The following is a 23485-nucleotide window of genomic DNA, read 5'->3' as shown; positions in this document are numbered from 1 at the left end:
CCCCGCCTCTCTCCCAGAGTGCGCGAGGTCGGGCGGGCCTTGTCGTATCGGCGGCACGGGCGCGGCGCTTGACCGATGGGACATGGCCCAGGAAAACCGGCTATCGCAGACGGACTGCAAAAAGCGGGGGACCACCATGCGCCTGATCGGAATGCTCGACTCACCCTATGTTCGCCGGGTGGCGATATCGCTGCGGCTGCTCGACCTGCCGTTCGCGCATGTCCCGCTCTCCGTCTTTCGCGACTTCGACGCCTTTGCGGCGATCAATCCGGTGGTGAAGGCGCCGACGCTGGTCATGGATGACGGAAGCGTCCTGCTGGACTCGACCCTGATCCTGGACACGCTGGATCGGCTGGCATCACCCGCGCTGCGCCTCACGCCGCAGGACGGGCCGGATTTCGTCCGGTCGCAACGCCTGATCGGGCTTGCCCTCGCCGCCTGCGAGAAGAGCGTCCAGATCGTCTATGAACGCAATTTGCGGCCTGCCGAAAAACAGCACCAGCCCTGGCTCGACCGGGTCGAGGGACAATTGCGGGCCGCTTATGCCCTGTTGGAAACCGAATTCGCCGCGACGCCAGGCTGGCAATTCGGACCGCGCGCCATGCAGGCCGACGTCACGACGTCCGTGAGCTGGCGCTTCACCCAGTTCGTCCTGCCCGATCTGCTATCCGCCGCCGATCATCCCGCGCTGGCCGCGCTGAGCGAGCGGGCCGAAGCAACGGCCGCGTTCCAGGCCTCACCGATCGCCTGATCGCCCGGCGGGCGCACGGGCAGCCGGCGCCGCGCGCCTACTGCCCGAAATGCCCCTTGCGATAGAGCAGGGTGATCGCCACGCGCCGGTTGCGCGGGTCCGACGGATTGTCGGCAATGATCGGTTCGCGGTCGGCGACGCCTTCGATCCGCTCGAAACGCGACTCGGGGATGCCCCCGGCGGCCAGGCGACGGCGAGTCGACTCGGCGCGGCTGGACGACAGCATCCAGTTGTTCATCGCGCGCGGATCGCCGTAACCGACGCCGTCGGTATGACCACGGATCATGATCGTGTTGGGCAGGCCGGCGATCGACTGGGCGATGGTGCCGATCAGCGCCGATGCCTCGGGCTCGAGCGAGGTCGTACCGCTGGCGAACATCGAATAATCGGCATTGTCGACCAGGTCGATGCGCAGGCCGTCCTGGGTCGGGATGAAGCGGATATGCTTGGCCAGACGCTTCAGGTCGGGCGTCATGTCCATCTTCTTCTCGAGCGCCTTTTGCAGCTCGGCGAATTTCTTGCGGTCCACAGCCTCGGCATTGGGATTGCGCAGCGATCCCTTGTCGCCGGTCCCGGCCCGGTCGCCGCCATCGTCCGATATCTTGGGGACGATCAACTGCATCAGGCCGTTGGTGCCGGACATCTTCTGGCCCGCGCCCGGCCCGCCGTTCAGCGCGCCGCCGCCGATCCCGGCGGAATGGGTGTCGAGCAGGGTCGGCGCGAAGTAATCGGCAATGCCCTTGCGCTGTTTCTCGGTGGTGGCGCCCAGCAGCCAGAGCAGCAGGAAGAACGCCATCATCGCGGTCACGAAGTCGGCATAGGCGACCTTCCACGCGCCGCCATGATGCCCGCCATGACCATCGGCGATGATCTTCTTGACGATGATGATCTTGGGCGGCTCGTTCTTGCCGTGCGGTGCGCGCGCCATGGCTTACTTGCCCCGCAGGCCGTCGAACACCTCGGCGAAGCCGGGCTGGTCCTTGTGCTTGATGCCCGAGCGCGCGGCTTCGATCACCAGCGGCTGCGGATGGCCGTGGAGCGAGGCGATGATGATCTGCTTGACGACGTGATAGATGGCGGCGTCGGCGTCGATCACCTGCTTCAGGCGGCCCGCGAACGGGTTCACGATGCCGTATGCGAGCAACACGCCCATGAAGGTGCCGACCAGCGCCGAGCCGATCATGCCGCCCAGCACGCTCGGCGGCTTGTCGATCGAACCCATGGTCTTCACGATGCCGAGCACGGCCGCGACGATGCCGAGCGCGGGGAGCGAGTCGGCGAGGCTCTGGAGCGTGCCCTGCGGTCCCTCGACCTCGTGGTGGTGGGTCTTGATGGCGTTGTCCATGACCTCCTCGACCGCGTGCACGTCGAGCGTGCCCGACGACACGACGACCAGGCGCAGCGTGTCGGCGATCAGGTTGACCAACGTATGGTCGGCGACGAGACGCGGATATTCGGCGAAGACCGAGGAGGACTTCGGGTCCTCGACATGCGGCTCCAGCGCGATCGGCCCCTCGGTGCGCAGCATCTTCATCAGCTTCGAGACGAGGAAGATGACGTCCAGATAGTCCTGCTTCTTGTATTTGGGCCCCTTGAAGATCTTGCCCATGGCGCCGCCCAGCGCCTTCAGCTCGGCACCGCTATTGCCGATGACGAGCGCGCCGACGGCCGCGCCGCCGATGATGAGCATCTCGTGGGGAATCGCCTCGAACACGGGTCCCAGCTGGCCGCCAGTGATGGCGAAGCCGCCGAAGACCATGCCGAGCAGGATGACAAGGCCGATGGCAGGAAACATGGTGAACCGATTCTCCAGCAGGGAGCGGCACAAGGGCCGTCAGATGTCTGGACTAGCGCGATTTGGTCACCATAGGGTTACCGCACCGGAAAGCATGCGGCGAACCGTGACGATTATTTCAGATAATCGAACAGCGACAGGCTGGACAGCTTGGTGAAGCTGGCCTGGGTCGCCTGCAACACGGTCATCGTCTGCTGCAGCTGGGCGATGTTGCTGGCGATGTCGGCATCCGACACAGCGGAGCGCAGCGACGCGCGGTCGGTCGCCGCGGTCGTCATCAGCGTCTGCTGCAGTTCGACCCGGGTCTGGCGCGCGCCGATCGACGCCTGGACCACGCCGACATTGTTGTTGGCCGCGTTCAGCTGGTCGATCGAGTTGCGGATCGTATCGCTGGCGGCGCTGCCGCCGGTGGCCTTCGGCGTCTTGAGCGCGGTGATCAGATTGTTCAGCACGGTGAAGGTGTCGGTGCCGCCCGACTGGAAGATCTGCTGCGCGCCCGCGGTGATCTCGACCGTCTGGTCCCGGTCGATCGGCACGGCCGAGACCTTGGGCTCGGAATAGGTGATGGTGCCGCCGTTCGACTGAACCGGATCGGTGCCGTCGACCGTGCCGAACAGCGGCTGGTTGCGGATGTCGCGGGTATTGCCAAGCTGCACGAGCTGGTCGCGGATCGCCGCCACCTGATCGCCGATCACCGAGCGGTCGTAATCGTTGAGCGTGCCGTTGGCCGCCTTGGTCGCCAGTTCGACCGCATTCTTCAGCTGGTCGCCGATCGACCCGAGCGTCGTGTCGACCTGTTGCAGCACCGACTTGGCCAGCGACAAATTGCTCGTATAGACGGCGGCGTCCGCATCGGCCCGGTCCAGCTGCGCGACCTGCGCGGCGGCGGTGGGATCGTCGGACGGCTTGACGAACCGCTTGCCGGTCGCGTTCTGCGTCATCAGGTCGTTGGCCTTGCTCTGCAAGGCGGACATGCGCCGCAGCGCGCTGTCATACATGGTGGAGGTCGAAACCTGTATCGCCATCACCGAATATCCAAAATGGTTTGAAGGGTTTCGCGCGCGACCTGAATGACGCGACCGGACGCGGAATAAGCCTGTTGGAAGCGCATCAGCGACACCGCCTCATTGTCGAGCGTCACGCCCGTCGCGCTGGACAGGGCCGAATTGGCGCCGTCGAGGATCGAGGTCTGGGCATCGGCGATCGTCTGCTTCTGCTGCAACGTGGAAGCATTGTCGCTGATGATCTGGGTCAGGCGGCCTTCGAACTTGCCGGTATAGCGCGACGCTTCGATCGCCGAGAGATTGTCGGTATTGCGCGGGCCCTTGCCGACCCCCGCCGCCGCGATCTGCGACGGATCGGTCAGCGCGACGGTCATCGCGGCGGAACCGCTCGTCAGGCTGAAGAGAGGCTGGCCGGCGTTGCCGTTGGCATCCTGGCCCTGGGCCTGGATGGTGTTGACCGTCGTGACGAAATCCTGCGCGACGGTGTTGAAGCTGTTGCGCATCGCAGCGATCCGCTCCGCCCCGTCGAGCAACCCGCCGATCGTCCCGCCGGAGGGCACGAAGGCCGAGGACTGCCCCTCGGACATGACCGAGAAGCTGACGCCGCCGCCGGCATCGCGCGAATAGCTGACCGCGCCCAATACGGTGGGAGAGACCAGGACCGGCCCCGCCCGGTCGCCCAGCCGCACGGTGGCGCGGCCCAGCTCGTCGGTGCTGACGCTGACATCGGACAGGCCGCTCATCTGCGACATCAGCTGGTCGCGCTGGTCGGCCAGCTGGGCCGCCGCCGCCGAATTGGGCTGGGTCCGGGTCAGCCCGTCATTGACCGCGGTCAGCGAGGCCGCCAGCGACGACAGCTGGCGCGCCGAGTCGCGCGCCTGGCTGTCGAAATCGGCGTTCATCGAATCGAACGCCTTGTTGGTCGCCGTAAAGGCGAAGGCCGCCGAATTGGCGGCTTCCATCATCGACGTGCGCAGCGCGCCCGATGTCGGGTCGGCGGCCAGGCCGCGCGCGGCGGTGAAGAAACTGGTCAACCGTTCGGACACCTGGTCCCCGGTCATCACGTCCTGGATACGGTTCAGCCAGGTCACGCCCGACTGGGTCCGCTTCAGGTCGGCGGTCGCGCTGCGCACCCCGGCGCTGGCATAGCTGTCGGTCGAACGGGCGATGCCGGTGACGATGACGCCCGATCCGGCGGTCAGCGTGTTGCTGATCCGGCCCGCCACATTGCCGACCTCGGTCAGATTGGTCGTACGACGCGAATAGCCGTCCGTCCCGGTATTGGCGATATTCTCGCCAACCACGTTCAGCGCAGTCTGATATGCGCGTACGCCCGAAGCGCCAATGGAGAGCAGGTCGCTCATACGACTCGGCCTAGATCATCCTTGGTTAAGATCCGGTTTCGATTTGGCCAGGAATGCGGTCACCGCCTTGCCGATGCCCATCGGGGCATGTTCGGCCATGGTCTGGGCCACCTGCTGGTCCTGCATGTCCCGGAACGTGTCGAGAGCCTTGGATTCGAACAGCGTGTCGCCCAGCTTGGTCTGGCGCATCGCCTTCAGCATCATGCCGGTGAAGATCGCCTCGAACTGGGTGCCCGCCTTGTCCAGATTGGCGCCGTTCGCCAGCCGCTTGGTATCGGTGGAGACCGATCCCGCGACGGGGCTGGCGGCGGGTGTAGCAGTGATGCCCTGCGTCACAGGATGATCAACTCCGCTTTGAGCGCACCCGCTTCCTTCAGCGCCTCCAGAATGGCGACCAGGTCGGACGGGGCCGCGCCGATCGCGTTCACCGCCTTGACCACGTCGGCCAGCTTGGGACCAGGGGCCATGATGAACATCGGGCGCTTCTCCTCCTCGACCGAGACACCCGATTTCTGGGTGATGGCGGTCTGGCCGCCGCTCAGCGGACCGGGCTGGCTGACCCGCTGATTCTCGTCGATCTTCACGGTCAGCTTGCCGTGCGTGACGGCCGCCGGGCCGACGCGGACCGCCGAGTTGATGACGACGGTGCCGGTACGGGCATTGACGATGACCTTGGCCGGCGGTTCGGCCGAGGTGACGTCCAGATTCTCGATCTCGGACATCAGGGTCGCGCGGACATCGGCGCCCATCGGCGCGCGGACCGCGACCGACACGGCGTCCATCGCCTGCGCGATGCCCATGCCCAGCCGCGCATTGATCGCCTGGGCGACATTCTGCGCGGTGGTGAAATCGGCTCGCGCCAGGTTGAAGGTCAGCATCGGCGCGGTGTCGAAACCGGTCGCGACCGCGCGTTCGACCGTCGCCCCCTCGGGGATACGACCTGTCGAGGGCACGTTGACCACGATCTTCGACCCGTCCGCACCCTCCGCGCCCAGACCGCCGACCGCCAGATTGCCCTGCGCCATCGCATAGATCTGGCCATCGGCACCCTGGAGCGGGGTGAGGATCAGGCTGCCGCCGCGAAGCGACTTGGCCTTGCCCATCGAGGCGACGGTGATGTCCAGCTTCTGGCCCGGCTTGGCGAAGGGCGGCAGCTCGGCCGTGACCATCACGACGGCGGCGTTCTTCATGCCCGGATTGGCGTTGGGCGGCAGTTGCAGCCCGAAGCGCGACACCACGGCCTTCAGCGACTGGACGGTATATTCCAGATTGTCGTCGCCCGTTCCCGGCAGGCCGACCACGATGCCATAACCCGTCAGCTGGTTGGTACGGATGCCCTGAAACCCGCCCAGGTCCTTGATCCGGTCCGCCGAAGCCGGGGCCGCGATTCCGAAGGTCGCGGCGAAGATGGCGAGAAGCGCGAGCAGGAAACGGAACATCATGTCTCTCATGCCTCAGAAGGGGCTGACGGCCTGGAAGAAACGGCTGAGCCAGCCCTGGCGACTGGCGCGGGCGACGTCGCCCTTGCCGGTATAGGCGATCTGCGCGTCGGCGACGCGGGTCGATTCGACCCGGTTGTCGATGCCGACATCCGCCATACGGACCAGCCCTTTAATTTGGATGAATTCATCGCCGCGGTTCAGCGTCACGCGCTTCTGGCCCTGGACCAGCATGGTGCCGTTGGGAAACACCTGTGCGACGGTCACGCTGATCTCGCCCGACAGCGAGTTGGACTGGTCGGCGGCGCCCGATCCGTTGAAGTTGCGGCTGCCGCTCATGCCGATATCGGTCGACTTCAACAGCGAGCCCAGCGGACCGGTCGTCGGCGGGGCCAGGCCCAGATCGCCCTTCGAGCCGAGCTTGGAATTGGCCGACTTGGACGCCGCCGTGCGCTCGACGAGCACGATGGTCAGCGGGTCGCCGACCCGGCGCGCGCGCCAGCCTTCGTAGAGCGCGGCATAGCCGTCCGACACCTGGAAGATCGACCCCGTTGGCTGGGCCGCAGGCGGTACCGGCATCGCCGCGGGGCGGACGGTGGTGAAGTCCTCGGCGGGCTTCTTCTTGCCGAACAGGCTGGCATGGGCCGGGACCGGCACCAGCGCGGCGGCGACCAGCGTGCCCGCCGCCGCCGACAGCGCCAGCTCGGTCCAATAGGCGAAGCGGATGGTGGGGATGCGGATGGTCATGGTCACAGATTCTGGTTGGCGTATTGGAGCATTTCGTCGGTCGACTTGATCATCTTCGAGTTGACCTCATAGGCGCGCTGGGTCTCGATCATGTCGACCAGCTCCTCGACGACGTTGACGTTCGACCCTTCGAGCATCCCCTGGCGGACCTGGCCGCGCCCCTCGAGCCCGGCGACGCCCATATTGGCGACGCCCGACGCGGCGGTCTCGGTCAGGTAATTGTCGCCCTTGGCCTGCAACCCGGCGGGGTTGGGGAAGCTGGCGATCTGGATCTGGCCGATCTGCGCGGGCGTGGTCTGCCCCGGCAGGGTCGCCGAGACGGTGCCGTCGGGGCCGATCGTCACCTGGGTCGTGCCCTCGGGGATCGTGATGCCCGGCATCACCTGATACCCCTCGGACGTGACCAGCTGCCCTTCGGCCGAGCGCGAGAAATTGCCCGCCCGGGTATAGCCCAGCGTGCCGCCCGGCATCTGCACCTGGAAATAGCCGTCGCCGTCGAGCGCCAGATCCAGGCTGTTGTTGGTCGTCTGCATCGCGCCCTGCGTGGTGATGGTCGCGGTGCCCTGGATACGCACGCCGGTGCCCAGGTTCAGGCCGGTCGCGTACTTGCTCTCGGTCGAGCTGGCGGCACCCGGCGCGGTGACGGTCTGATAGGCCAGCGTCTCGAACGCGGCCCGATCGCGCTTGAACGCGGTGGTGTTCACGTTGGCGAGATTGTTCGAAATGACCCGCATACGCATATCCTGGGCATCGAGCCCGGTGCGCGCGACGTGCATGGCGGCGGAAGACATAAACCCCTAATCCTCAGCTCGGCAGCCGCATCAGCGATGCGCTGTTCTCGTCCATCGACTTGGCCTCTTTCATGAGGTTGGCCTGCACCTCGTAACTGCGCTGGTTCTCGATCATGTCGACCAGCGTCTGGGTCATGTTGACGTTCGACCCCTCCAGCGCGCCGGACTGGACGGTGGCGTCCATGTCCTGCGGCAGGGCGCCCCCGCCCTTCACGCGCAGCAGGTTGTCGAGACCCTTGACCGTCTGCGACCCCCTGGTGTCGGCCAGCTTCAGCCGGTCGATCACCTGGGGCTGGGTGTCCGGCCCCGCGCCCAGCGGCACGATCGACACGGTCCCGTCGGGCGCCACGGTCAGCGAATTATAGGGCGGCACCGTGATCGGCCCGTTCTGGCCGACCAGCGGATAGCCGTCGCCGGTCTGCATCACGCCGGTGGCCGTCACCTCCAGATCGCCACGCCGCGTATAGGCCTCCGACCCGTCGGGCGCCTGCACCGCCAGCCAGGCGGTGCCGGTCGCGATCGCGACATCGAGCGGGTTGCCCGTATGCTGCACGGTGCCCGGCTGACGATCGGCGTCGGTCACTTCCTCGGCGGTCGGCATCCGCGCCTCGAACGCCGCGCCGCCGCCCTTCAGGTCGATGCGGTCGAACACGACGCGGTCGGAGCGAAAGCCGATCGTCGAGGCGTTCGCCATGTTGTTGGCGATCGCGGTCTGCGCCGCCATGTGCGCACGCAGGCCCGTCGCCGCCGTATAGACCAGCTTGTCCATCGCTGCCCCCTGTTACCCCGGCCGCCTAGGATCAGCTGCGCAGGTTGAAGATGGTCTGCGAGATCTGGTTCGACGTATCGAGCGCCTTGGCATTCGCCTGGAAATTGCGCTGCGCCGAGATCAGGTTGACCAGTTCCTCGGTGATGTCGACGTTGGAGCCTTCCAGCGTGCTCGACTTGATCTGGCCGAAGCTGCCTTCATTGGCGCTGCCGAAGCTCGGATTGCCCGACAGGCCCGTCGCCTGCCAATAGCTGTCGCCTTCCTGGCGGAGGCCCGGCATGTTGACGAAGCTGGCGAGCGCGACCTTGCCCAGCTTGGCGGTCTGGCCGTTCGAGAAGGACGCCGTCACCAGGCCGTCGGTCCCCACCGACACGCCCGACAGGATGCCGACCGACTGGCCGTCCTGGCTGCGGGAGGCGACCGAGAAGATCGAACCCGCCACCGAGCTGCCCGCATAGTCCAGCGACAGCGGCTGCGACACGGTGGAGTTGACCGAGGTGAAATTGTCGAAGGCGATCGCGCCCGTGGGCGAGGTCTTGTTGCCGTTCTTGTCGAAGGTCAGCTCGACCGGCGCCGCCGACCCGCCGACGGTCAGCTGCTGGTTGTCGACGAAGCTGTAGACCTGCCAGGTGGTGCTGCCGTCCGCGGGCTGGATCGCATTGCCCGAGGAATCGACCGGCAACGGCTTGCGGACATAATAATTGGTCAGCGTCATGGCGTTGCCAGCCGGATCATAGATCTTGGTCTGGGTGGCGTTGTTGTACGTGCCCATGTTGGTGCGGTTGAACGCCAGGGTCGGCGCCTGGGCGGTGGCCGACAGGTTGATGTCCATCTGCACCTTCTTGGTGGCGACGGGCGTGCCGCTGGTGGCGGGCAGCTGCAGGCTGGTCAGGCCGTCCAGCCCGTTGGCGGTGACGTTGCCGTCGCTGTCGACCGGCAGCACCTGGATCCGGCCGCCACTGGCGTCGGTCACGTAATTCTGCTGGTCGACCTGAAAGGCGCCGTTGCGGGTATATTGCAGCAGGCCCTTGGATCCCGGCGCCTGTACCGCGAAGAAGCCGTCGCCCTGGATCGCCAGGTCGAGCGCGTTGGACGAGCTGTTGTAATTGCCTTCGCCGAACTGCTGGCGATTGGCCTTGACCATCACGCCCGAACCCACCTGCTTGGTCGGATCGGTGGCGAAATTGGCCGCCATCAGGTCGGAGAATTGCGCGTCGCTCTTCTTGAATCCGTTGGTCGACGCATTGGCGATGTTGTGGGAAATCACCGACAGGTCGGTCTGCGAGGCCTGGAGACCGCTCAGCGAAGTATAGAAGGACATGGGCTCTGTACCTTGATGGGGAAAGGGATCAGCCGACCGAGCGGACGGCGGTGAGTTTGACCTGGCCAAGGCCGGCGACGGTCAGGACGGGATCGCCGGTGGTGGGCATCGACACCGACTGGACGGGCGCCCAGACGAGGGGACGGCCCGACACCGCGCTGTAGCCGCTATTGGCGGTCATCGTGACGGTGAAGGGGCCGCTGCCCGCATCCGCGCCGGTGCCGGTCTTGCCGTCCCAGTCGAAGCTGGTGGTCCCGGCCTTCTGAGCGCCCAGCGACAGCGTCTTGAGCGGGCTGCCCTGCGCGTCGGAAATGGTGACGGAGACGTCGGTGGCGTCCTGGTCCAGCTCGACCGCGCCCGCGATGCCGCCGGTCGACCGGCCATAGGCGACCGATCCGGAGGTCAGCACCGTCTTGCCGACATAGCTCATCGCGTCGGCCTTGGTGGTGCCGCCCAGCTTGGCCGAGATCGCCGACAGCGTGGTGTTCATGTCGGAAATGCCCGCCACGCTGGAGAACTGCGCCATCTGGGCGACCATCTGGGTGTTGTCCATCGGCGAGAACGGGTCCTGGTTCTTCAGCTGCGCGGTCAGCAGCTTCAGGAAATCGGCCTGGCCCAGCGTGCCGGACTTCTTGGTCGACGTCGTCGCGGCCGCGCCGCTGGCCGTACCGGAACGCCGGACGCCGATCGCGTCGAGCGTCGAGTCCAAGGTGGTGGATGTGGTCATGATCAGCGGCCCAGCTTGAGGGTATCGAGGATCAGCGACTTGGCCGTCTGCATCACCTCGACATTGTTCTGATAGGTGCGCGCCGTCTCCATCATGTCGACCAGCTCGCGGGTCTCGTCGACGGCGGCTTCGTAGATATTGCCGTCCTTGTCGGCCAAGGGGTTGTTCGGATCGTGGCGCTTGGTCGGGTCTTCCCCGGCGGTCACGATCTTCTCGACATCGACGGTGGACAGGCCGGTCGCGGCGTCGAAGCTGGTGCGGAAGACCGGCTTCATCGTCTTGTACGCGGTATCGGCCGACCCCGCGACGCCCCCGGCATTGGCCAGGTTGGACGCGGTGGTGTTCATCCGGATCAGCTGCGCCGACATGGCGCGACCGGCGACCTGGAAGATGGAAAGGGGATTGCTCGCCATGGCTTATTCGCCCTTCAGCGCACGGGTGATGGTGGAGATGCGGCCGTTCAGGAAGGACAGCGTCGTCTGATACTGGACCGCGTTCTCGGCGAAGGCCGTCTGCTCCTGGTTGAGTTCGACCGTATTGCCGTCGAGCGAGGTCTGGATCGGCACGCGGTATTTCAGCGCCCCCTCGATTCCTTGAGCGCCGATGCCGCCCGCCTGATCCTGGCTGCCTTCGACGGCGGCCAGCGCCGACTTGAAGTCGATGTCGCGCGCCTTGAAGCCGGGGGTGGAGGCGTTGGCGATGTTGGACGCCAGCACGCCCATGCGTTGCGCCCGCACCTCCAGTGCGGCCCCGTGCACCCCGAACAGCGTTTCATTGGCCATCGTCATTCCTCCTTTCCGGCGCGGACGCTCGACATGGAGCATTGCGCCAGCGGGGACACGCAACACCCGTGCCAACTTGGCCGGACACCGGGAAAGACGAGGAGAGGCGGGGTGCCGCCAGGGGCCATCCGGCAAGGGCTTGCCGCCCGGTTGCCGGTGGAGCGGCAATCACCGGCAATCGCACCCGGCAGGGCCAGCGGGGCGAAATCCGCACAAAATCGCGGTTAACGGCCCCTTGCGACGCGAAGACGAAAAATGGCCCGGCTTTTGCAACGCACAGGCCATGAACGGATTGCCACCCCTCTCGCAATTTTTCGACCCCGCCGCGCTCGCGATCGTGCTCGGCGGAACGCTGGTCGCGACGCTGCTCCGGACGCCCTGGCGCGACACGATACGCAGCATCCTGGCGCTGCGCGCGCTGGTCCGGGCGCCCTATTCGGCCGAGCCGCTGCTCGACCAGATCACCCATCTCGCCCGCATCGCGCGGCGCCACGGCGTGGTCCAGCTGGACCGTTCGGTCATCACCGACCCCGACCTGGCCGAGGCGATCGCCGCGATCGTCGATGGCGAGCGGCCCGAGACCGTGACCGCCTGTACCCGCCATGCCCGCCTGGCGCGGGTCGAGCGGCATCTGGCGGTCGTCGACGTCTGGGCCGGCGCTGCCGAGGCCGCCCCCGCCATGGGCATGGTCGGCACGCTGATCGGGCTGGCCGCGATGTTCGCGACGATGAACGATCCGCAGCGGATCGGCGGCGCGATGGCGATCGCGCTGCTCGCCACCCTGTACGGCGCGCTGTTCGCCAACCTGGTCGCGCAGCCGATCGCCACCCGCCTGCGCCGTGCCGCGCGGATCGAGGCGTTCGAGCGGGCGCGGATCGAACAGCCGCTGGCGACGCTGGCCGCGCGCGAGGCGCCCGCCGTCTCGGTCAGCCCGCCGACCCCGCCCCGCCGTCCGCTGGCGACCGTCGCATGACCGAGTTCGATTTTCCCGCCCCCGCCCCCGCCCGGCCGATCTGGCTGGTGACGCTGGCCGACCTGGCCCTGCTGCTGGTCGGTTTCCTCGTCCTCGTGCAGGCGATGGGGGCGGAGCGTCGCCCCGCCCTGGTCAACGCGCTACGCGCCGAATTCGGCACCATGAGCCCCGCCGCCCAGGCCCTGCGCCCGGCGGCGCCGGTGATGCCGGTCGCCGCCGCCGCCCTGCGTTTCGCGCCCGGTTCGGCCGAGCCGGTCGATCCCGACCCCAATCTCGTGCCCTGGGCGCGTGAGGCGCTGGCCGACCCGCGCGTCCGGCTGTCGGTCGTGGCCGCGACCGATGGCAGCGCGGCCGATGTCGATCCCGTCACCCATAGCGCGGTGGTGCTGGCCGCCGATCGTGCGCGCGCCGCCGCCGCACTGATCGGTCCGGTCGCCGCCAACCGCCTGACCCTCTCCACCGCCACCACTCCCGGCCAGAGGACCGCGCTGGTCACTCTGGTCTTCGCCGGTGAACCCCGAAGGAAGTCTCAATGATTCTGCCCCTGCTCCTCGCCGCCGCCGGATTCCAGAATATCGGCGCGCTCGATGCCGCCGTTGCCGCCTTTACCGGGCGGCCGGTCGGCGCAGAAGGCGGTGCCCGCTCCCCCGTCGATGCGCGGTTGAAACTGGCGCAATGCCCCACTGTCACGATGTCATGGCGGACCGAGGCGCATGACGCGGTCGTCATCGCCTGCCCGGCACCGCAATGGCGCATCTTCGTGCCCGTCGTCACCGTGCCCCGCACCGCCGCGCCGATGGCCACGCCCGCCGTCATCGCCAAGCAGGAACCGGTGATCCGACGCGGCGACCCGGTGACGATCGAGGCGGGCTCGGACGGCTTCTCGATCACGCGGGAGGGCATCGCCATGGCCGACGCCGCCCCCGGTGCGCATTTCCCGGTCCGCATCGACACCGCCCGCACGCCGGTCCAGGCGGTCGCCCTCACCAGCGGTCGCGCCACCCTGCCCGGCTGGGCCGACTGACCCGGGCCATAGCGGGGAAGCGGAGGCGAATTTCCTGCTAAAAGATTTCACCGCCCGGCCGTTTCATGGGATGTCAGCGGAACCGATAGGTGCGGGCATGGTGGAATTAACAACTTCAAGGCTGAATGCCGGAGAGACGCGCATGGCGCGGATCGCCGGCGCGCCGCGGGCGGCAGCGACGCCCGAGACGGGTCCCGATACGGGTCCAGCCTCGGCCACCGCTTCGCCCCGGGCCCTCGGTGGCGATGGAAGCGTTCTGAGCGGTCTGGCCGGTGCGATGGCCGAACAGCCGCCGGTCAATTCCGATCGCGTCGCCCAGATCAAGAAGGCGATCGCCGATGGTCATTTCCCGATCCTGCCGGCGACCATCGCCGACCAGATGATCGCCCTGAAGCTCAATTGGAACGGTAAATGACGCGTCGGGACGCTTTGATCCGGGTCATCGAGGCCCTTCATCGTGAGATCGCCGCGCTGAAGGTGAACGACGTCGCCGCGCTGGAGCGGGCGACCTCCGACAAGCTGGCAGCGATCGAGGAAGTCGCGTCGCTCGGCATCGGTCCGGCGGGCCCCGAACTGCGCGAACTGGCCGACGAGGCCAATCGCCTGAACGAGACGTGCCGCATCTATGTCAACCTGATGGCGGCCAATGTCCGTCGCCGGTTGCAGACCCTGACCGGTGACATCGGGGCTGGCTATCGCCCAATGATGCGCGCCTATGCCTGATTGCCGCTTGCCGGGCGGCAAGAGCTTGCCGCTTTGCCGAATCCGCCCGGTGCCGGGCTTTGCCGCATCCTGACGACCCCGCCGCCACCCCATCGCCGATACGCCCGAAAGCCCGGATTTCCGGGCTTTTTTGTTGCCCGCGCCGATTTCCCCGGCTGCGCCGTGCCGACTTGAGAGAAATTGGCACGCCCTTTGCTGAGTGAAGCCCGAACAGAGGCTTTAACCATTCAGCATGACCGTCCAACCCGTTTCCCAAGCCAGAGTCCAATCGGCCATCGCGCTGGCGTCCAGCCGCACGGGCGTCGATTTCGGCTATCTGCTCGGCCAGGCCAAGCTGGAATCGGGGCTGAACGCGAACGCGCGGGCGGGCACCTCTTCGGCCTCGGGCCTCTATCAGTTCGTCGAACAAAGCTGGCTCGCGGTCGTGAAGAAGCATGGCGCCGAGCATGGCCTGGGCTGGGCAGCGGATTCGATCAGCCAGTCGGGCGGCCGCTATCATGTGACCGGCGGCGCGCGCGCGGCGATCATGGGGCTGCGCAACGATCCCACCGCCGCCTCGCTGATGGCGGCCGAGCACGCCTCCGACAACAAGGCCGCGCTGGAATCGACGCTGGGTCGTGAAGCCAATGGCACCGACCTGTACATGGCGCATTTCCTGGGCCTGGGCGGCGCGACCAAGTTCCTGGGCACGATGGCAAGCAACCCGGAGGCGAGCGCCGCGTCGCTCTTCCCCGCCGCCGCCCGTGCCAACCGCTCGATCTTCTATGCCGCGAACGGCCAGCCGCGCTCGCTCTCGGACATTTACGACCGTTTCGCCACCAAGCTGGCGGGCAGCCAGGCCGATAGCGACGAGACGCGCGCGGCGAACCTCCAGTTCGCCGCGCAGGCGCTGGCGCTGCAGGGCATGAACGGCGACGCGACCGTCGTCACCGGCAACAACGAAAGCGCCGCCGACGCCATCGCCTGGGCGACCAGCACGATGAACCAGCTCGGCCTGCGCAACGCCGCAACCACGACAGGCGACAGCGTGCTGCGTCCGAAACCCGATCATGCGCGCCTGGCGTACATGATGCTCGCGCGCATGGGGGGCTAAGCGATGGGCAAGTTCTTCTCGAGCGGCCGCACCATGGCCCTGCCCGCGGCGATCCTGCTGCTGGTGCTGGTCATGGTCGTGCCGATCCCGCCGGCGCTGCTCGACATCTTCTTCGTCGCCAATATCGCGATCAGCCTGGCCGTGCTGATGGTCGCGCTGAACGCCGAAAAGCCGCTCGACTTCTCGGCCTTCCCGACCGTCCTCCTGTTCGCCACGCTGTTCCGCCTGGGCCTGAACGTCGCTTCGACGCGCATCGTGCTGGTGCACGGCCATGAGGGCGAGAGCGCGGCGGGTCATGTCATCGAGGCGTTCGGCACCTTCCTGATCGGCGGCGACTATGTCGTCGGCCTCTTCGTCTTCGCGATCCTGATGATCATCAACCTGATCGTCGTGACCAAGGGCGCCGGGCGCGTGTCGGAAGTGTCGGCGCGCTTCACCCTGGACGCCCTGCCCGGCAAGCAGATGGCGATCGACGCCGACCTGAATGCCGGCCTCATCACGCCCGACCAGGCCAAGGCGCGCCGCGTCGAGGTGTCGACCGAGGCCGATTTCTACGGCTCGATGGACGGTTCGTCCAAGTTCGTGAAGGGCGACGCGGTCGCCGCGATGCTGATCCTGGCGGCCAACATCATCGGCGGCCTGATCCTGGGTCCGGTCAGCCATGGCATGGGTATCGCCGACGCCGCCAAGACCTATATCCTGCTCGCCATCGGCGACGCGCTGGTCGCGCAGCTCCCCAGCCTGATGCTCTCCATCGCCGCCGCCGCGATCGTGACCCGAGTCTCGTCCGACAAGGACCTGGCGGGCCAGATCGGGTCGCAGTTCGGCGCGTCCAAGACCTGGATCCCGGTCGCCGTCATCCTGGGCCTGCTCGGCGTGCTGCCCGGCATGCCGCACCTGATCCTGCTGCCCGCCGCCGCCATCGCCGGTTTCACCGCGTGGAAGCTGCGCCAGATCGAGAAGCGCCCGGTCATCGCGCCCCCCGCCCCGGCCCCCGAGCCGGTCGATCCCTCGCGCATCACCTGGGACGAGGTCATCGACGGGATGCAGGTGCATATCGACATCGGTTACGGCTTGGTGCCGCTGGTCGACGAGCGTCGCGGCGCACCGCTGATGGCCCGCATCACCGGCGTCCGCCGCCAGCTGTCCAAGGATCTGGGCTTCGTCGTGCCGCAGGCCCGCGTCCGCGACGACATCAGCCTGGCGCCCTATAGCTATCGCATCCTCATCAACGGCGTGGTCGTCGCCGAGGACCAGGTCTCGCCCGACGAGATGCTGGCGCTCGACACCGGCCAGGCGTTCGGCACGCTGAACGGCAAGCCGGTGAAGGACCCGACCTTCGGCCTGCCCGCGACCTGGATCCTGAAGGGCGATGCGGATGCCGCGACCGGCATGGGCTATCTGGTGGTCGATCCGGGCACCGTCATGGCGACCCATCTGAACCATATCCTGGGTTCCAACTCGTCCGAGCTGCTCGGCCCCGACGAGGTCCAGTCGCTGCTCGACGGGCTGAAGGAGCGCGCAGCCCAGCTCGCCGCCTCGCTCTGCCCGACGCCGCTGCCGCTGACCACGCTGACCCAGGTGCTCAAGGGCCTGCTGGCGGAGAATATCTCCCTCAAGGAGTTCCGCCGCATCGCCAGCGCCATCGCGGTCGCCGCACAGAAGTCCGCGGATGCCGAGGAGATCATCGAGCTGATCCGTCCGCAACTGGGCGGCCTGATCATCCAGAAGCTGTGCGGCGTGCGCGAACCGCTGCGCGTCATGACGCTGGACGGTCAGCTCGAAGGGCTGCTCGGCCAGGCGATGCGCGCCGATGTCGGTCGCCGCCACGTGATCGAGCCCGATCTGGGCCAGCGCATCACCGCCGCGCTGACCCAGGCGGCCGAACCCCTGATCGCCGAGGCCAAGCCCTTTGCCCTCGTCGTTCAGCCGGGCGTGCGCCTGGCGATGCGCAAGCTGCTGCGCACCTGCCTGCCCGACGTGCCCGTCCTCTCGTTCTTCGAAGTACCGGAAGAAAAGCCGGTCGAAGTCGTCGCCGTCATCGGCGCCCCCCATCACTCCCAGCAACAGGCGATTGCTGCATGACCTCGCACCCTCTCAGCGGCGCATTCATGAATGCCCAGCCGATCAACCCGGCGAGCTTCGACCCCGCGCTGGTCAACCCCACGATCGCGGACCAGCCGCTGACCTATCGCCCTGCCCCGCGCGGGCCCGCGACCGACTCCGGCGCGCTGATCCGGCGGCATTTGCCGCTGGTCCGCCGCATCGCGTGGCATGTCCATGGATCCATGTCGAACCTGGTCGAGATCGAGGATCTGGTCCAGATCGGCCTGGTCGCCCTGGTCGAGGCCGCCGCCTCGTTCGAGGAGCGCGGCGTCGAGTTCGGTCATTATCTGAAGGCCCGCCTGCGCGGCGCGATGATCGACGAGCTGCGTCGCCAGGCGACGACGACGCGCGGCGCGATGCGCCGCCGCCGCGACTATGCCAAGGCGGTCGCCGCGCTGACCCAGGGCAACGGCCAGGCACCGACCGACGAGGCGGTGGCGACTAAGCTGGGCGTCACGGTCGAGAAGCTGCGCGCCGAATACAAGACGGCCGAGGCCGTGCGGATGGATTCGATCGACGACGTCTATTCGGACGATCTGCCCTGGTTCGCCGACGACACGCCCAATGCCTTCGACCAGCTGGCCGAAAGCGACCTGCGCGAGGCGCTGATCGCCGCCATCTCCGACCTGCCCGAGCGCGAGGCGATGGTGATCCAGCTTTATTATGTCGAGGAACTCAATCTGGAGGAAATCGGCCAGGTGCTGGGCGTCGGCGCCGCGCGCGTCTGCCAGATCAAGAGCGCCGCGCACGCGAAGCTGAAAAAGGCGCTCGCCAGCCGGGCGTGAAGGGCATGGGCGGGGCCCGCCACCCCGCCGCCCGCATAATCGGCTTTCCCGCCACACATCCCTGCGCCTAAGCCTTCCCCCTTCACCGGGGGAAGAGCATGTTCGCATCCCATGAACGTCGACTGATCGCACGCTATCTCTGGCCGGGTGCCGGGGGGCGGCTGGTCCTGCTGGTGGGTGCCATCGGATGCATCGGGGTGGCGATCGGCGTCGCCTCGCTGGTGCTGGTCATCGCGGTGATGAACGGCGCGCAGGCCAAGCTCGCCAGTACCGTCGCGCCGATCGACGGCCATCTCAGTGTCACGACCGCTGCGCACCAGCGCATGGACGAGGGACAGGTCGCCGCGATCGTCGCGGGCCTGCCCGGAGTCCTGCGCGCCGAGCCGCTGCGCGAACTGACCGCCGCACTGTCCATCGACGGCCGGATGAGCCCGGTCCGCATCCAGGGACTGACCCCCGACGGCATGGCGCGCAGCCCGGCGCTGGCCCGCCCGACCATGGGGGTGCGCCCCACCGCGCCCGGCACCATCGCCGTCGGCGAGAATGCGGCATTCCAGCTGGGCCTGCTGCCCGGCTCGCCGGTGGCGATCGGCCGGGTCGCGGTCGCGCCCGACCGCGCGATCGGCCTGCAACTGTTCGAGGCCCGGGTGTCGGGCCTATATCGCGACGAGGATGCGGTCGGCGGCCAGGCGCCGGTCGTGCTGGGCCCCGCTGATAGGCTAGGCGTGCTGGACGGCCCTGGCGTCACCCGGCGCGTGGCCGTGACCCTCGCCCATCCGGAGGACGAAGCGCACGTGACCGCCGCGATTCGCCGCCGCCTGGGCTCCCGCTATCGCATCACCAGCTGGACGCAGGCGAACCGGTCGCTGCTCGCCGCGCTGGCGACCGAGAAGGTCGGCATGTCGATCGCGGTCGGCCTGGTCACGGTGATCGCGCTCTTCAACGTCTTGTCGTCCATGACCCTGCTCGCCCGTTCGAAACGGCGCGAGATCGCAGTGTTGCGCAGCATGGGCATGACGGCGGGCGGTATCGCGCGGGTCTTCACCGGCGTGGGCAGCATCATCGCGGGCGTCGGCGCGCTGGCGGGCCTGGCGCTGGCCGGGATGCTGCTGCTCGAGCGGACACGGATCACCGCTTTGGCGCGGTGGCTGGCGCCGTCCCGCGACGGCGAGCTGGACGTCTTCCTGGCGCTGCCCATCGGGATCGCCACGCATGAGGTCGTGACGATCGGCCTGTGCGTGATGGCGGGCGCGGTGCTGGCCAGCCTGTATCCGGCCTGGGCGGCGGCGCGGATATCACCCGCGCTGGTGCTGCGCGGCGAATAGACGCAAGTAAACCCCGGCGACCCGAAGGTCGCCGGGGTTTGTCCTGCAAACCGGTCCGCTAAGGCGCAGCCGGTTGGCCCCGGCACCCGAGTGGGGGCGCGGTGCCAGGGCGCTCAGGAACCTGGTGTTACTGTCCGAGAAGCTTGAGCACGCCCTGCTGCGACTGGTTCGCCTGGCTGAGCATGGCGGTCGACGCCTGGCTCAGGATCTGGGACTTGGCGAGCGCGGTCGTTTCCGCCGAGAAGTCCGTATCCTCGATGCGGCTGCGCGCTTCGGCCAGGTTGGTCGAGTTCGAGGTCAGGTTGTTCATCGCCGACTGAAGCCGGTTCTGCACGGCACCCAGGCCGGCCCGGAAATTCGCGACCTTGGCGATCGCGGTATCGAAATCCTCCAGCGCCGGTGCCGGCTTCATCGTCGCGGGCGTCGTGGTGAAGTTGACGATCGTGGCGAGATCGGCATCGGTCTTCAGGTTGCCGAAGGTCATGGTCAGCGCATCGGACGTATAGGCGCCCGCCTGGATCTGGACCGCGCCGCTAGTGCCCGCCGTCCCGTCGAACAGATGCTGTCCGTTGAAGGTCGTGTTGGTCAGGATGGTCGCGATCTGTGCCGACAGGGCGTCCTGTTCGGACGTGATGCTGGCCTTGTCCTGCGTCGAATAGGTGGCGTTGGCCTTCTGCACGGACAATTCGCGCATCCGCTGCAGCATGTTGCTGACTTCCTGCAGCGCGCCTTCCGCCGTCTGCGCCATCGAGATACCGTCATTCGCGTTGCGAATGCCCTGGTTCATGCCGCGAATCTGCGAGGTCATCGAGGACGTGATGGCGAGGCCCGCCGCATCGTCCATGGCCGAGTTGATCCGCTTGCCGGTCGACAGGCGCTGCATCGACACGTCCAGCCCATGTTGGGCGGTGACCGATGCATTGGCGGCCCGTAAGGCCGTAACATTTGTGGCGATAACCGTCATGGTCGTTCTCCGAAGCTGGAGCTCTCCGCCGCCCCCAAGGCGAAGGTCGAGCTGCCACCACGGAAAACGGCCGCCTTTCGCCGCACTTTAGAAAAAAAGTGAAGCGGGCGACGTTTTTTCTTGGCTGCCCCCCGCCATCTCATTGAAATGGCGGGGGAACAGTTATCGGGGGTTCAGGGGATCAACCCCCGATCCGGGGATTAACCGAGCAGCTTGAGCACACCCTGCTGCGACTGATTGGCCTGGCTGAGCATCGCGGTCGACGCCTGGCTCAGGATCTGCGCCTTGGCGAGCGCGGTCGTTTCGGTCGAGAAGTCGGTGTCCTGGATGCGGCTCTGCGCTTCCGACAGGTTGGTCATGGTCGTGGTCGTGTTGTTGACCGCCGACTGCAGCTGGTTCTGGGTGGCGCCCAGGCCGGCCCGCGCCGTCGACACCGCGCTGATCGCCGCGTCGTACTTGTCGAGCGTGAGGGCGCCGACCGAAGCCGCGGTCGGCGCGGTGCCACCGACGCCGCCCGTCACGGCCTTCATGGCGGCGTTGCCAGTCGCGGCAGTGAAGTCGGTCGACTTCATCGTGATCGTATCATTGAGGCCCGCACCGGTCTGGATGGTGAAGCCGGTCGCGCCGGCGTTGGCGTCGAACAAGGCCTTGTTGTTGAACGTGGTGTTGCCGAGCACGTTGTTGATCTGAGTGGCCAGCGCCAGCTGTTCGTTGTTGATGTTGGTGGTGTCGCTGCTCTGATAGGTGCCGTTCTTCGCCTGGACCGCCAGTTCGCGCATCCGCTGCAGCATGTTGTTGACCTCGTCCATCGCGCCTTCGGCGGTCTGGGCCATCGAGATGCCGTCATTGGCGTTGCGGATGCCCTGCGCCATGCCGCGGATCTGCGAGGTCATCGAGGACGAAATCGCCAGGCCCGCCGAGTCGTCGGCCGCCGAGTTGATGCGCTTGCCGGTCGACAGGCGCTGCATCGAGGTGCTCAGCGCGTTCGAGGCCATGGCAGAAGCGGCAGTGGCACGCATCGCATTCACGTTCGTCGCAATAACAGTCATCGTTCGTCCTCCGAGTAGCTTGACGGGTCCCTCGCTGTCCCCTGGGACCGTCGAGCCGTCGAAGTGGAGAACGGCCGCATTCCGGCAGGTTTTAGCCGGGGTCCGGCAAATATCCGCCGTAAAGTTTTGCCGGTTTTGCCGTTTACCGCGGGCGCGAGCGGGCAGGCGGGCGCGCGCCGCCCGGGCCCGCGCACCCGCCCGCCCGCGCCCGGAAAAAAGTTGCCGCCGCAATTGCCGCATTAACCCGCGTTTTACCAAGGAGAGGGCATTGACGAGTCACGAAAGGACTTGTCGCCGATGCCGTCGATTCACCCCTCCCCCGCGCTGTTGAAGCAGAAATATGCGCTGATCTCCGCCTTGCGCGCCCAGGGTATGGCCGTTGCCGAACCCGGTGCCGCGCCCCAGGCGGGGGACATGTTCCTGCTGGCGCCGGGCGATGCAGTGACGCACCCGGCCCGCACGGTGGTCATCGCCGATGGTCCCGAGGCCTCGGTCGTACCGATGCGCGACGGTCGCCCGACGACGGTCACCTATCCCTCGAGCGAAGCGGGCGTCGGCAACAGCTTCGTCCGCGCCCTGGTCGCGGGCCCGGCAATGCCGACCGCCGCCGATCCGGAAAGCCTGGCGCTCTTCACCCTGGCGGAGCGGGTCGCCCAGTCGGACATCACCGTCCTGATCAACGGCCCGACCGGCACCGGCAAGGAAGTCGTCGCACGCACCATCCATGCGCAGTCGGCCCGCGCGTCCAAGCCCTTCGTCGCGATCAATTGCGCCGCGCTGCCGGAATCGATGCTGGAGGCGCTGCTCTTCGGCCACCAGAAGGGCGCCTTCACCGGTGCGGCCCAGGCGGGCGAGGGCTTCTTCCGCGCGGCGGACGGCGGCACCCTGCTGCTCGACGAGATCGCAGAGATGCCGCTCCAGCTCCAGGCCAAGCTCCTTCGCGTGCTGCAGGAGCGTGAGGTGATCCCGCTCGGCGCGTCGATGCCACAGGCGGTCGATGTCCGCGTCATCGCCTGCGCCAACCGCGACCTGCAGGCCGAAGTGGCCGCGGGCCGGTTCCGCGCCGACCTTTACTACCGCCTGTCGGTCTTCCCGCTGACCACCAAGGCGCTGGCCGAGCGTCGCATGGACATTCCCGCGCTCGCCGCGACGATGATCCTGCGCCACGCCGCCGGCCGGACCATGGTGCCCTGGCCCAGCGCCGCCGCGATCGAGAAGCTCGCCATGCACAACTGGCCGGGCAATGTCCGCGAGCTGGAAAACGTCATCCAGCGCGCTCTGCTCTTTGCCGGCGGCGCGACGATCGAGCCCGAGCATATCGTATTCGACCGCCCGATGGTCGCCAACGACCTGGACGATACCGCACCCAGCCTGTCCGTCGCCGAGGCGACGCTGGGCAAGGTGGTGCAGATGAGCGAATTCGCCGCGATCCGCGAGATGCTGGCCGCGTGCGGCGGCAACCGGATCGAGACCGCCAAGCGGCTGGGCATTTCGGAACGCACCCTGCGCTATCGCCTGGCCAAGGCGCGCGAGCAGGGCGAGGAGATCATCCGTCCGTCTAGCCGGGCCATGACCGCATGAGCGTGGGTGGTGTCGGCGGTGCGATGAGCGTCGACCGGGTGATGGCGCTGCGCGCCCAGATCCTGGAACGCAATCAGGCACTCAAGGCGGCAAGCCAGGCCGGTGCCAACCAGGCGGCACAGGCCGCCCAGACTCAAGCTCCCGCGGCGCCCACCAGCTTTGCCGATACGCTGGAATCCGCGCTGAAGGGCGTCAACGAAGGCCAGCAACAGGCCGCCCGCCTGTCCGAAAGCTATGAACGCGGCGAAACGGTCGACATCGCCAAGGTGATGATGGCCCGCCAGCAGGCATCGGTCGGCTTCGAGGCGACCCTGCAGGTCCGCAACAAACTCCTGTCCGCCTATAAGGACATCATGAGCATGCCGGTGTAAG

At 67.4% G+C, this 23485-nt stretch carries 27 protein-coding genes; 12 read left to right on the top strand and 15 right to left on the bottom strand.

Annotation, left to right across the window (positions count from 1 at the left end; genetic code table 11):
- Positions 1-136: 136 nt before the first annotated feature.
- Entirely contained in the window at positions 137-751 is a 615-nt protein-coding gene (locus tag QZ546_RS11050) for a glutathione S-transferase (RefSeq protein ID WP_294237192.1), read from the top strand.
- Between the two features lie 37 nt (positions 752-788).
- On the opposite strand, the gene QZ546_RS11045 is transcribed toward QZ546_RS11050, so the two are convergent.
- The 13 genes from QZ546_RS11045 to flgB all read right to left on the bottom strand — a co-directional run bounded on the left by QZ546_RS11045 (position 789) and on the right by flgB (position 11490).
- A complete protein-coding gene (locus tag QZ546_RS11045; RefSeq protein ID WP_294237189.1) occupies positions 789-1679 on the bottom strand; it encodes a flagellar motor protein MotB in 891 nt (296 codons plus the stop codon).
- Positions 1680-1682: 3 nt separating this feature from the next.
- Positions 1683-2546 carry a flagellar motor stator protein MotA gene (gene motA / locus QZ546_RS11040; protein WP_294237187.1) on the bottom strand — a complete coding sequence of 288 codons (864 nt, stop codon included), beginning with the start codon at positions 2544-2546 and terminating at the stop codon, positions 1683-1685.
- A gap of 113 nt (positions 2547-2659) precedes the next feature.
- Positions 2660-3571: a flagellar hook-associated protein FlgL gene (flgL, locus tag QZ546_RS11035; protein ID WP_294237183.1), complete on the bottom strand. Its 912-nt coding sequence runs from the start codon at positions 3569-3571 to the stop codon at positions 2660-2662.
- Positions 3571-4914, bottom strand: a complete 1344-nt coding sequence (gene flgK, locus QZ546_RS11030; RefSeq protein WP_294237180.1) for a flagellar hook-associated protein FlgK — start codon at positions 4912-4914, stop codon at positions 3571-3573. The genes flgL and flgK overlap by 1 nt, the downstream gene beginning before the upstream one ends.
- A 15-nt stretch (positions 4915-4929) precedes the next feature.
- The gene (locus QZ546_RS11025) at positions 4930-5250 is read right to left on the bottom strand and encodes a rod-binding protein (protein ID WP_294237177.1); all 321 of its coding nucleotides are present in this window, start codon (positions 5248-5250) and stop codon (positions 4930-4932) included.
- On the bottom strand, positions 5247-6356 hold the full coding sequence (locus QZ546_RS11020; RefSeq protein WP_294237173.1) for a flagellar basal body P-ring protein FlgI: 1110 nt from the start codon (positions 6354-6356) through the stop codon (positions 5247-5249). The genes QZ546_RS11025 and QZ546_RS11020 overlap by 4 nt, the downstream gene beginning before the upstream one ends.
- A 12-nt stretch (positions 6357-6368) precedes the next feature.
- Positions 6369-7100 carry a flagellar basal body L-ring protein FlgH gene (locus QZ546_RS11015; RefSeq protein WP_294237170.1) on the bottom strand — a complete coding sequence of 244 codons (732 nt, stop codon included), beginning with the start codon at positions 7098-7100 and terminating at the stop codon, positions 6369-6371.
- 2 nt (positions 7101-7102) lie between these two features.
- Entirely contained in the window at positions 7103-7891 is a 789-nt protein-coding gene (gene flgG / locus QZ546_RS11010; protein ID WP_294237168.1) for a flagellar basal-body rod protein FlgG, read from the bottom strand.
- 13 nt (positions 7892-7904) lie between these two features.
- Entirely contained in the window at positions 7905-8660 is a 756-nt protein-coding gene (locus tag QZ546_RS11005) for a flagellar basal body rod protein FlgF (protein WP_294237166.1), read from the bottom strand.
- 31 nt (positions 8661-8691) lie between these two features.
- Entirely contained in the window at positions 8692-9981 is a 1290-nt protein-coding gene (locus QZ546_RS11000) for a flagellar hook protein FlgE (protein ID WP_294237163.1), read from the bottom strand.
- A 28-nt stretch (positions 9982-10009) separates the two neighbouring features.
- Entirely contained in the window at positions 10010-10708 is a 699-nt protein-coding gene (locus QZ546_RS10995) for a flagellar hook capping FlgD N-terminal domain-containing protein (RefSeq protein WP_294237160.1), read from the bottom strand.
- A gap of 2 nt (positions 10709-10710) precedes the next feature.
- A complete protein-coding gene (flgC, locus tag QZ546_RS10990) occupies positions 10711-11121 on the bottom strand; it encodes a flagellar basal body rod protein FlgC (RefSeq protein WP_294237157.1) in 411 nt (136 codons plus the stop codon).
- A gap of 3 nt (positions 11122-11124) precedes the next feature.
- Positions 11125-11490, bottom strand: coding sequence for a flagellar basal body rod protein FlgB (gene flgB / locus QZ546_RS10985; protein WP_294237154.1), 366 nt, complete (start codon positions 11488-11490; stop codon positions 11125-11127).
- Positions 11491-11773: 283 nt separating this feature from the next.
- Between flgB and QZ546_RS10980 the strand changes: the two genes are divergently transcribed.
- The 9 genes from QZ546_RS10980 (at position 11774) to QZ546_RS10940 (ending at position 19519) form a co-directional block, all read left to right on the top strand.
- Entirely contained in the window at positions 11774-12463 is a 690-nt protein-coding gene (locus QZ546_RS10980) for a MotA/TolQ/ExbB proton channel family protein (protein ID WP_294237151.1), read from the top strand.
- The gene (locus tag QZ546_RS10975) at positions 12460-12999 is read left to right on the top strand and encodes a flagellar motor protein MotB (protein ID WP_294237147.1); all 540 of its coding nucleotides are present in this window, start codon (positions 12460-12462) and stop codon (positions 12997-12999) included. The genes QZ546_RS10980 and QZ546_RS10975 overlap by 4 nt, the downstream gene beginning before the upstream one ends.
- The gene (locus QZ546_RS10970; protein ID WP_294237144.1) at positions 12996-13487 is read left to right on the top strand and encodes a flagella basal body P-ring formation protein FlgA; all 492 of its coding nucleotides are present in this window, start codon (positions 12996-12998) and stop codon (positions 13485-13487) included. The genes QZ546_RS10975 and QZ546_RS10970 overlap by 4 nt, the downstream gene beginning before the upstream one ends.
- 142 nt (positions 13488-13629) lie before the next feature.
- Positions 13630-13902 carry a flagellar biosynthesis anti-sigma factor FlgM gene (flgM, locus tag QZ546_RS10965; protein ID WP_294237141.1) on the top strand — a complete coding sequence of 91 codons (273 nt, stop codon included), beginning with the start codon at positions 13630-13632 and terminating at the stop codon, positions 13900-13902.
- The gene (locus QZ546_RS10960; RefSeq protein ID WP_294237139.1) at positions 13899-14210 is read left to right on the top strand and encodes a flagellar protein FlgN; all 312 of its coding nucleotides are present in this window, start codon (positions 13899-13901) and stop codon (positions 14208-14210) included. Before flgM ends, QZ546_RS10960 begins: the two co-directional genes overlap by 4 nt.
- A gap of 232 nt (positions 14211-14442) precedes the next feature.
- Positions 14443-15303 (top strand): lytic transglycosylase domain-containing protein, encoded by an 861-nt coding sequence (locus QZ546_RS10955; protein ID WP_294237136.1) that lies wholly within the window; start codon positions 14443-14445, stop codon positions 15301-15303.
- Positions 15304-15306: 3 nt separating this feature from the next.
- Entirely contained in the window at positions 15307-17388 is a 2082-nt protein-coding gene (flhA, locus tag QZ546_RS10950; RefSeq protein WP_294237134.1) for a flagellar biosynthesis protein FlhA, read from the top strand.
- Complete coding sequence (locus tag QZ546_RS10945; protein ID WP_294237132.1) at positions 17385-18194, top strand: sigma-70 family RNA polymerase sigma factor; 810 nt, start codon at positions 17385-17387, stop codon at positions 18192-18194. The genes flhA and QZ546_RS10945 overlap by 4 nt, the downstream gene beginning before the upstream one ends.
- 98 nt (positions 18195-18292) lie before the next feature.
- Positions 18293-19519, top strand: coding sequence for an ABC transporter permease (locus QZ546_RS10940; RefSeq protein ID WP_294237129.1), 1227 nt, complete (start codon positions 18293-18295; stop codon positions 19517-19519).
- 127 nt (positions 19520-19646) lie between these two features.
- Here the strand turns inward: QZ546_RS10940 and QZ546_RS10935 are convergent, their stop codons facing one another.
- Both QZ546_RS10935 and QZ546_RS10930 read right to left on the bottom strand, forming a co-directional pair.
- Complete coding sequence (locus QZ546_RS10935) at positions 19647-20483, bottom strand: flagellin (protein ID WP_294237126.1); 837 nt, start codon at positions 20481-20483, stop codon at positions 19647-19649.
- 200 nt (positions 20484-20683) lie between these two features.
- Entirely contained in the window at positions 20684-21532 is an 849-nt protein-coding gene (locus tag QZ546_RS10930; RefSeq protein WP_294237123.1) for a flagellin, read from the bottom strand.
- A gap of 297 nt (positions 21533-21829) precedes the next feature.
- Between QZ546_RS10930 and QZ546_RS10925 the strand changes: the two genes are divergently transcribed.
- On the top strand, positions 21830-23113 hold the full coding sequence (locus tag QZ546_RS10925) for a sigma-54-dependent Fis family transcriptional regulator (RefSeq protein WP_294237121.1): 1284 nt from the start codon (positions 21830-21832) through the stop codon (positions 23111-23113).
- Positions 23110-23484 (top strand): flagellar hook-basal body complex protein FliE, encoded by a 375-nt coding sequence (gene fliE / locus QZ546_RS10920; protein WP_294237118.1) that lies wholly within the window; start codon positions 23110-23112, stop codon positions 23482-23484. Before QZ546_RS10925 ends, fliE begins: the two co-directional genes overlap by 4 nt.
- Position 23485: the final 1 nt, after the last annotated feature.

The sequence above is a fragment of the uncultured Sphingomonas sp. genome, assembly GCF_913062585.1.
Lineage (GTDB): Bacteria > Pseudomonadota > Alphaproteobacteria > Sphingomonadales > Sphingomonadaceae > Sphingomonas.
Note: the sequence above shows the minus strand (reverse complement) of the source record. Positions and strands in the feature narration are given on the sequence as shown.

Excerpts from the sequence above, each read along its gene's own strand:
- QZ546_RS11050 (WP_294237192.1), top strand. The coding sequence starts at position 137 with ATGCGCCTGATCGGAATGCTCGACTCACCCTATGTTCGCCGGGTGGCG.
- QZ546_RS11045 (WP_294237189.1), bottom strand. The coding sequence starts at position 1,679 with ATGGCGCGCGCACCGCACGGCAAGAACGAGCCGCCCAAGATCATCATC.
- motA (WP_294237187.1), bottom strand. The coding sequence starts at position 2,546 with ATGTTTCCTGCCATCGGCCTTGTCATCCTGCTCGGCATGGTCTTCGGC.
- flgL (WP_294237183.1), bottom strand. The coding sequence starts at position 3,571 with ATGGCGATACAGGTTTCGACCTCCACCATGTATGACAGCGCGCTGCGG.
- flgK (WP_294237180.1), bottom strand. The coding sequence starts at position 4,914 with ATGAGCGACCTGCTCTCCATTGGCGCTTCGGGCGTACGCGCATATCAG.
- QZ546_RS11020 (WP_294237173.1), bottom strand. The coding sequence starts at position 6,356 with ATGATGTTCCGTTTCCTGCTCGCGCTTCTCGCCATCTTCGCCGCGACC.
- QZ546_RS11015 (WP_294237170.1), bottom strand. The coding sequence starts at position 7,100 with ATGACCATCCGCATCCCCACCATCCGCTTCGCCTATTGGACCGAGCTG.
- flgG (WP_294237168.1), bottom strand. The coding sequence starts at position 7,891 with ATGTCTTCCGCCGCCATGCACGTCGCGCGCACCGGGCTCGATGCCCAG.
- QZ546_RS11005 (WP_294237166.1), bottom strand. The coding sequence starts at position 8,660 with ATGGACAAGCTGGTCTATACGGCGGCGACGGGCCTGCGTGCGCACATG.
- QZ546_RS11000 (WP_294237163.1), bottom strand. The coding sequence starts at position 9,981 with ATGTCCTTCTATACTTCGCTGAGCGGTCTCCAGGCCTCGCAGACCGAC.
- QZ546_RS10995 (WP_294237160.1), bottom strand. The coding sequence starts at position 10,708 with ATGACCACATCCACCACCTTGGACTCGACGCTCGACGCGATCGGCGTC.
- flgC (WP_294237157.1), bottom strand. The coding sequence starts at position 11,121 with ATGGCGAGCAATCCCCTTTCCATCTTCCAGGTCGCCGGTCGCGCCATG.
- flgB (WP_294237154.1), bottom strand. The coding sequence starts at position 11,490 with ATGGCCAATGAAACGCTGTTCGGGGTGCACGGGGCCGCACTGGAGGTG.
- QZ546_RS10980 (WP_294237151.1), top strand. The coding sequence starts at position 11,774 with ATGAACGGATTGCCACCCCTCTCGCAATTTTTCGACCCCGCCGCGCTC.
- QZ546_RS10975 (WP_294237147.1), top strand. The coding sequence starts at position 12,460 with ATGACCGAGTTCGATTTTCCCGCCCCCGCCCCCGCCCGGCCGATCTGG.
- QZ546_RS10970 (WP_294237144.1), top strand. The coding sequence starts at position 12,996 with ATGATTCTGCCCCTGCTCCTCGCCGCCGCCGGATTCCAGAATATCGGC.
- flgM (WP_294237141.1), top strand. The coding sequence starts at position 13,630 with ATGGCGCGGATCGCCGGCGCGCCGCGGGCGGCAGCGACGCCCGAGACG.
- QZ546_RS10960 (WP_294237139.1), top strand. The coding sequence starts at position 13,899 with ATGACGCGTCGGGACGCTTTGATCCGGGTCATCGAGGCCCTTCATCGT.
- QZ546_RS10955 (WP_294237136.1), top strand. The coding sequence starts at position 14,443 with ATGACCGTCCAACCCGTTTCCCAAGCCAGAGTCCAATCGGCCATCGCG.
- flhA (WP_294237134.1), top strand. The coding sequence starts at position 15,307 with ATGGGCAAGTTCTTCTCGAGCGGCCGCACCATGGCCCTGCCCGCGGCG.
- QZ546_RS10945 (WP_294237132.1), top strand. The coding sequence starts at position 17,385 with ATGACCTCGCACCCTCTCAGCGGCGCATTCATGAATGCCCAGCCGATC.
- QZ546_RS10940 (WP_294237129.1), top strand. The coding sequence starts at position 18,293 with ATGTTCGCATCCCATGAACGTCGACTGATCGCACGCTATCTCTGGCCG.
- QZ546_RS10935 (WP_294237126.1), bottom strand. The coding sequence starts at position 20,483 with ATGACGGTTATCGCCACAAATGTTACGGCCTTACGGGCCGCCAATGCA.
- QZ546_RS10930 (WP_294237123.1), bottom strand. The coding sequence starts at position 21,532 with ATGACTGTTATTGCGACGAACGTGAATGCGATGCGTGCCACTGCCGCT.
- QZ546_RS10925 (WP_294237121.1), top strand. The coding sequence starts at position 21,830 with ATGCCGTCGATTCACCCCTCCCCCGCGCTGTTGAAGCAGAAATATGCG.
- fliE (WP_294237118.1), top strand. The coding sequence starts at position 23,110 with ATGAGCGTGGGTGGTGTCGGCGGTGCGATGAGCGTCGACCGGGTGATG.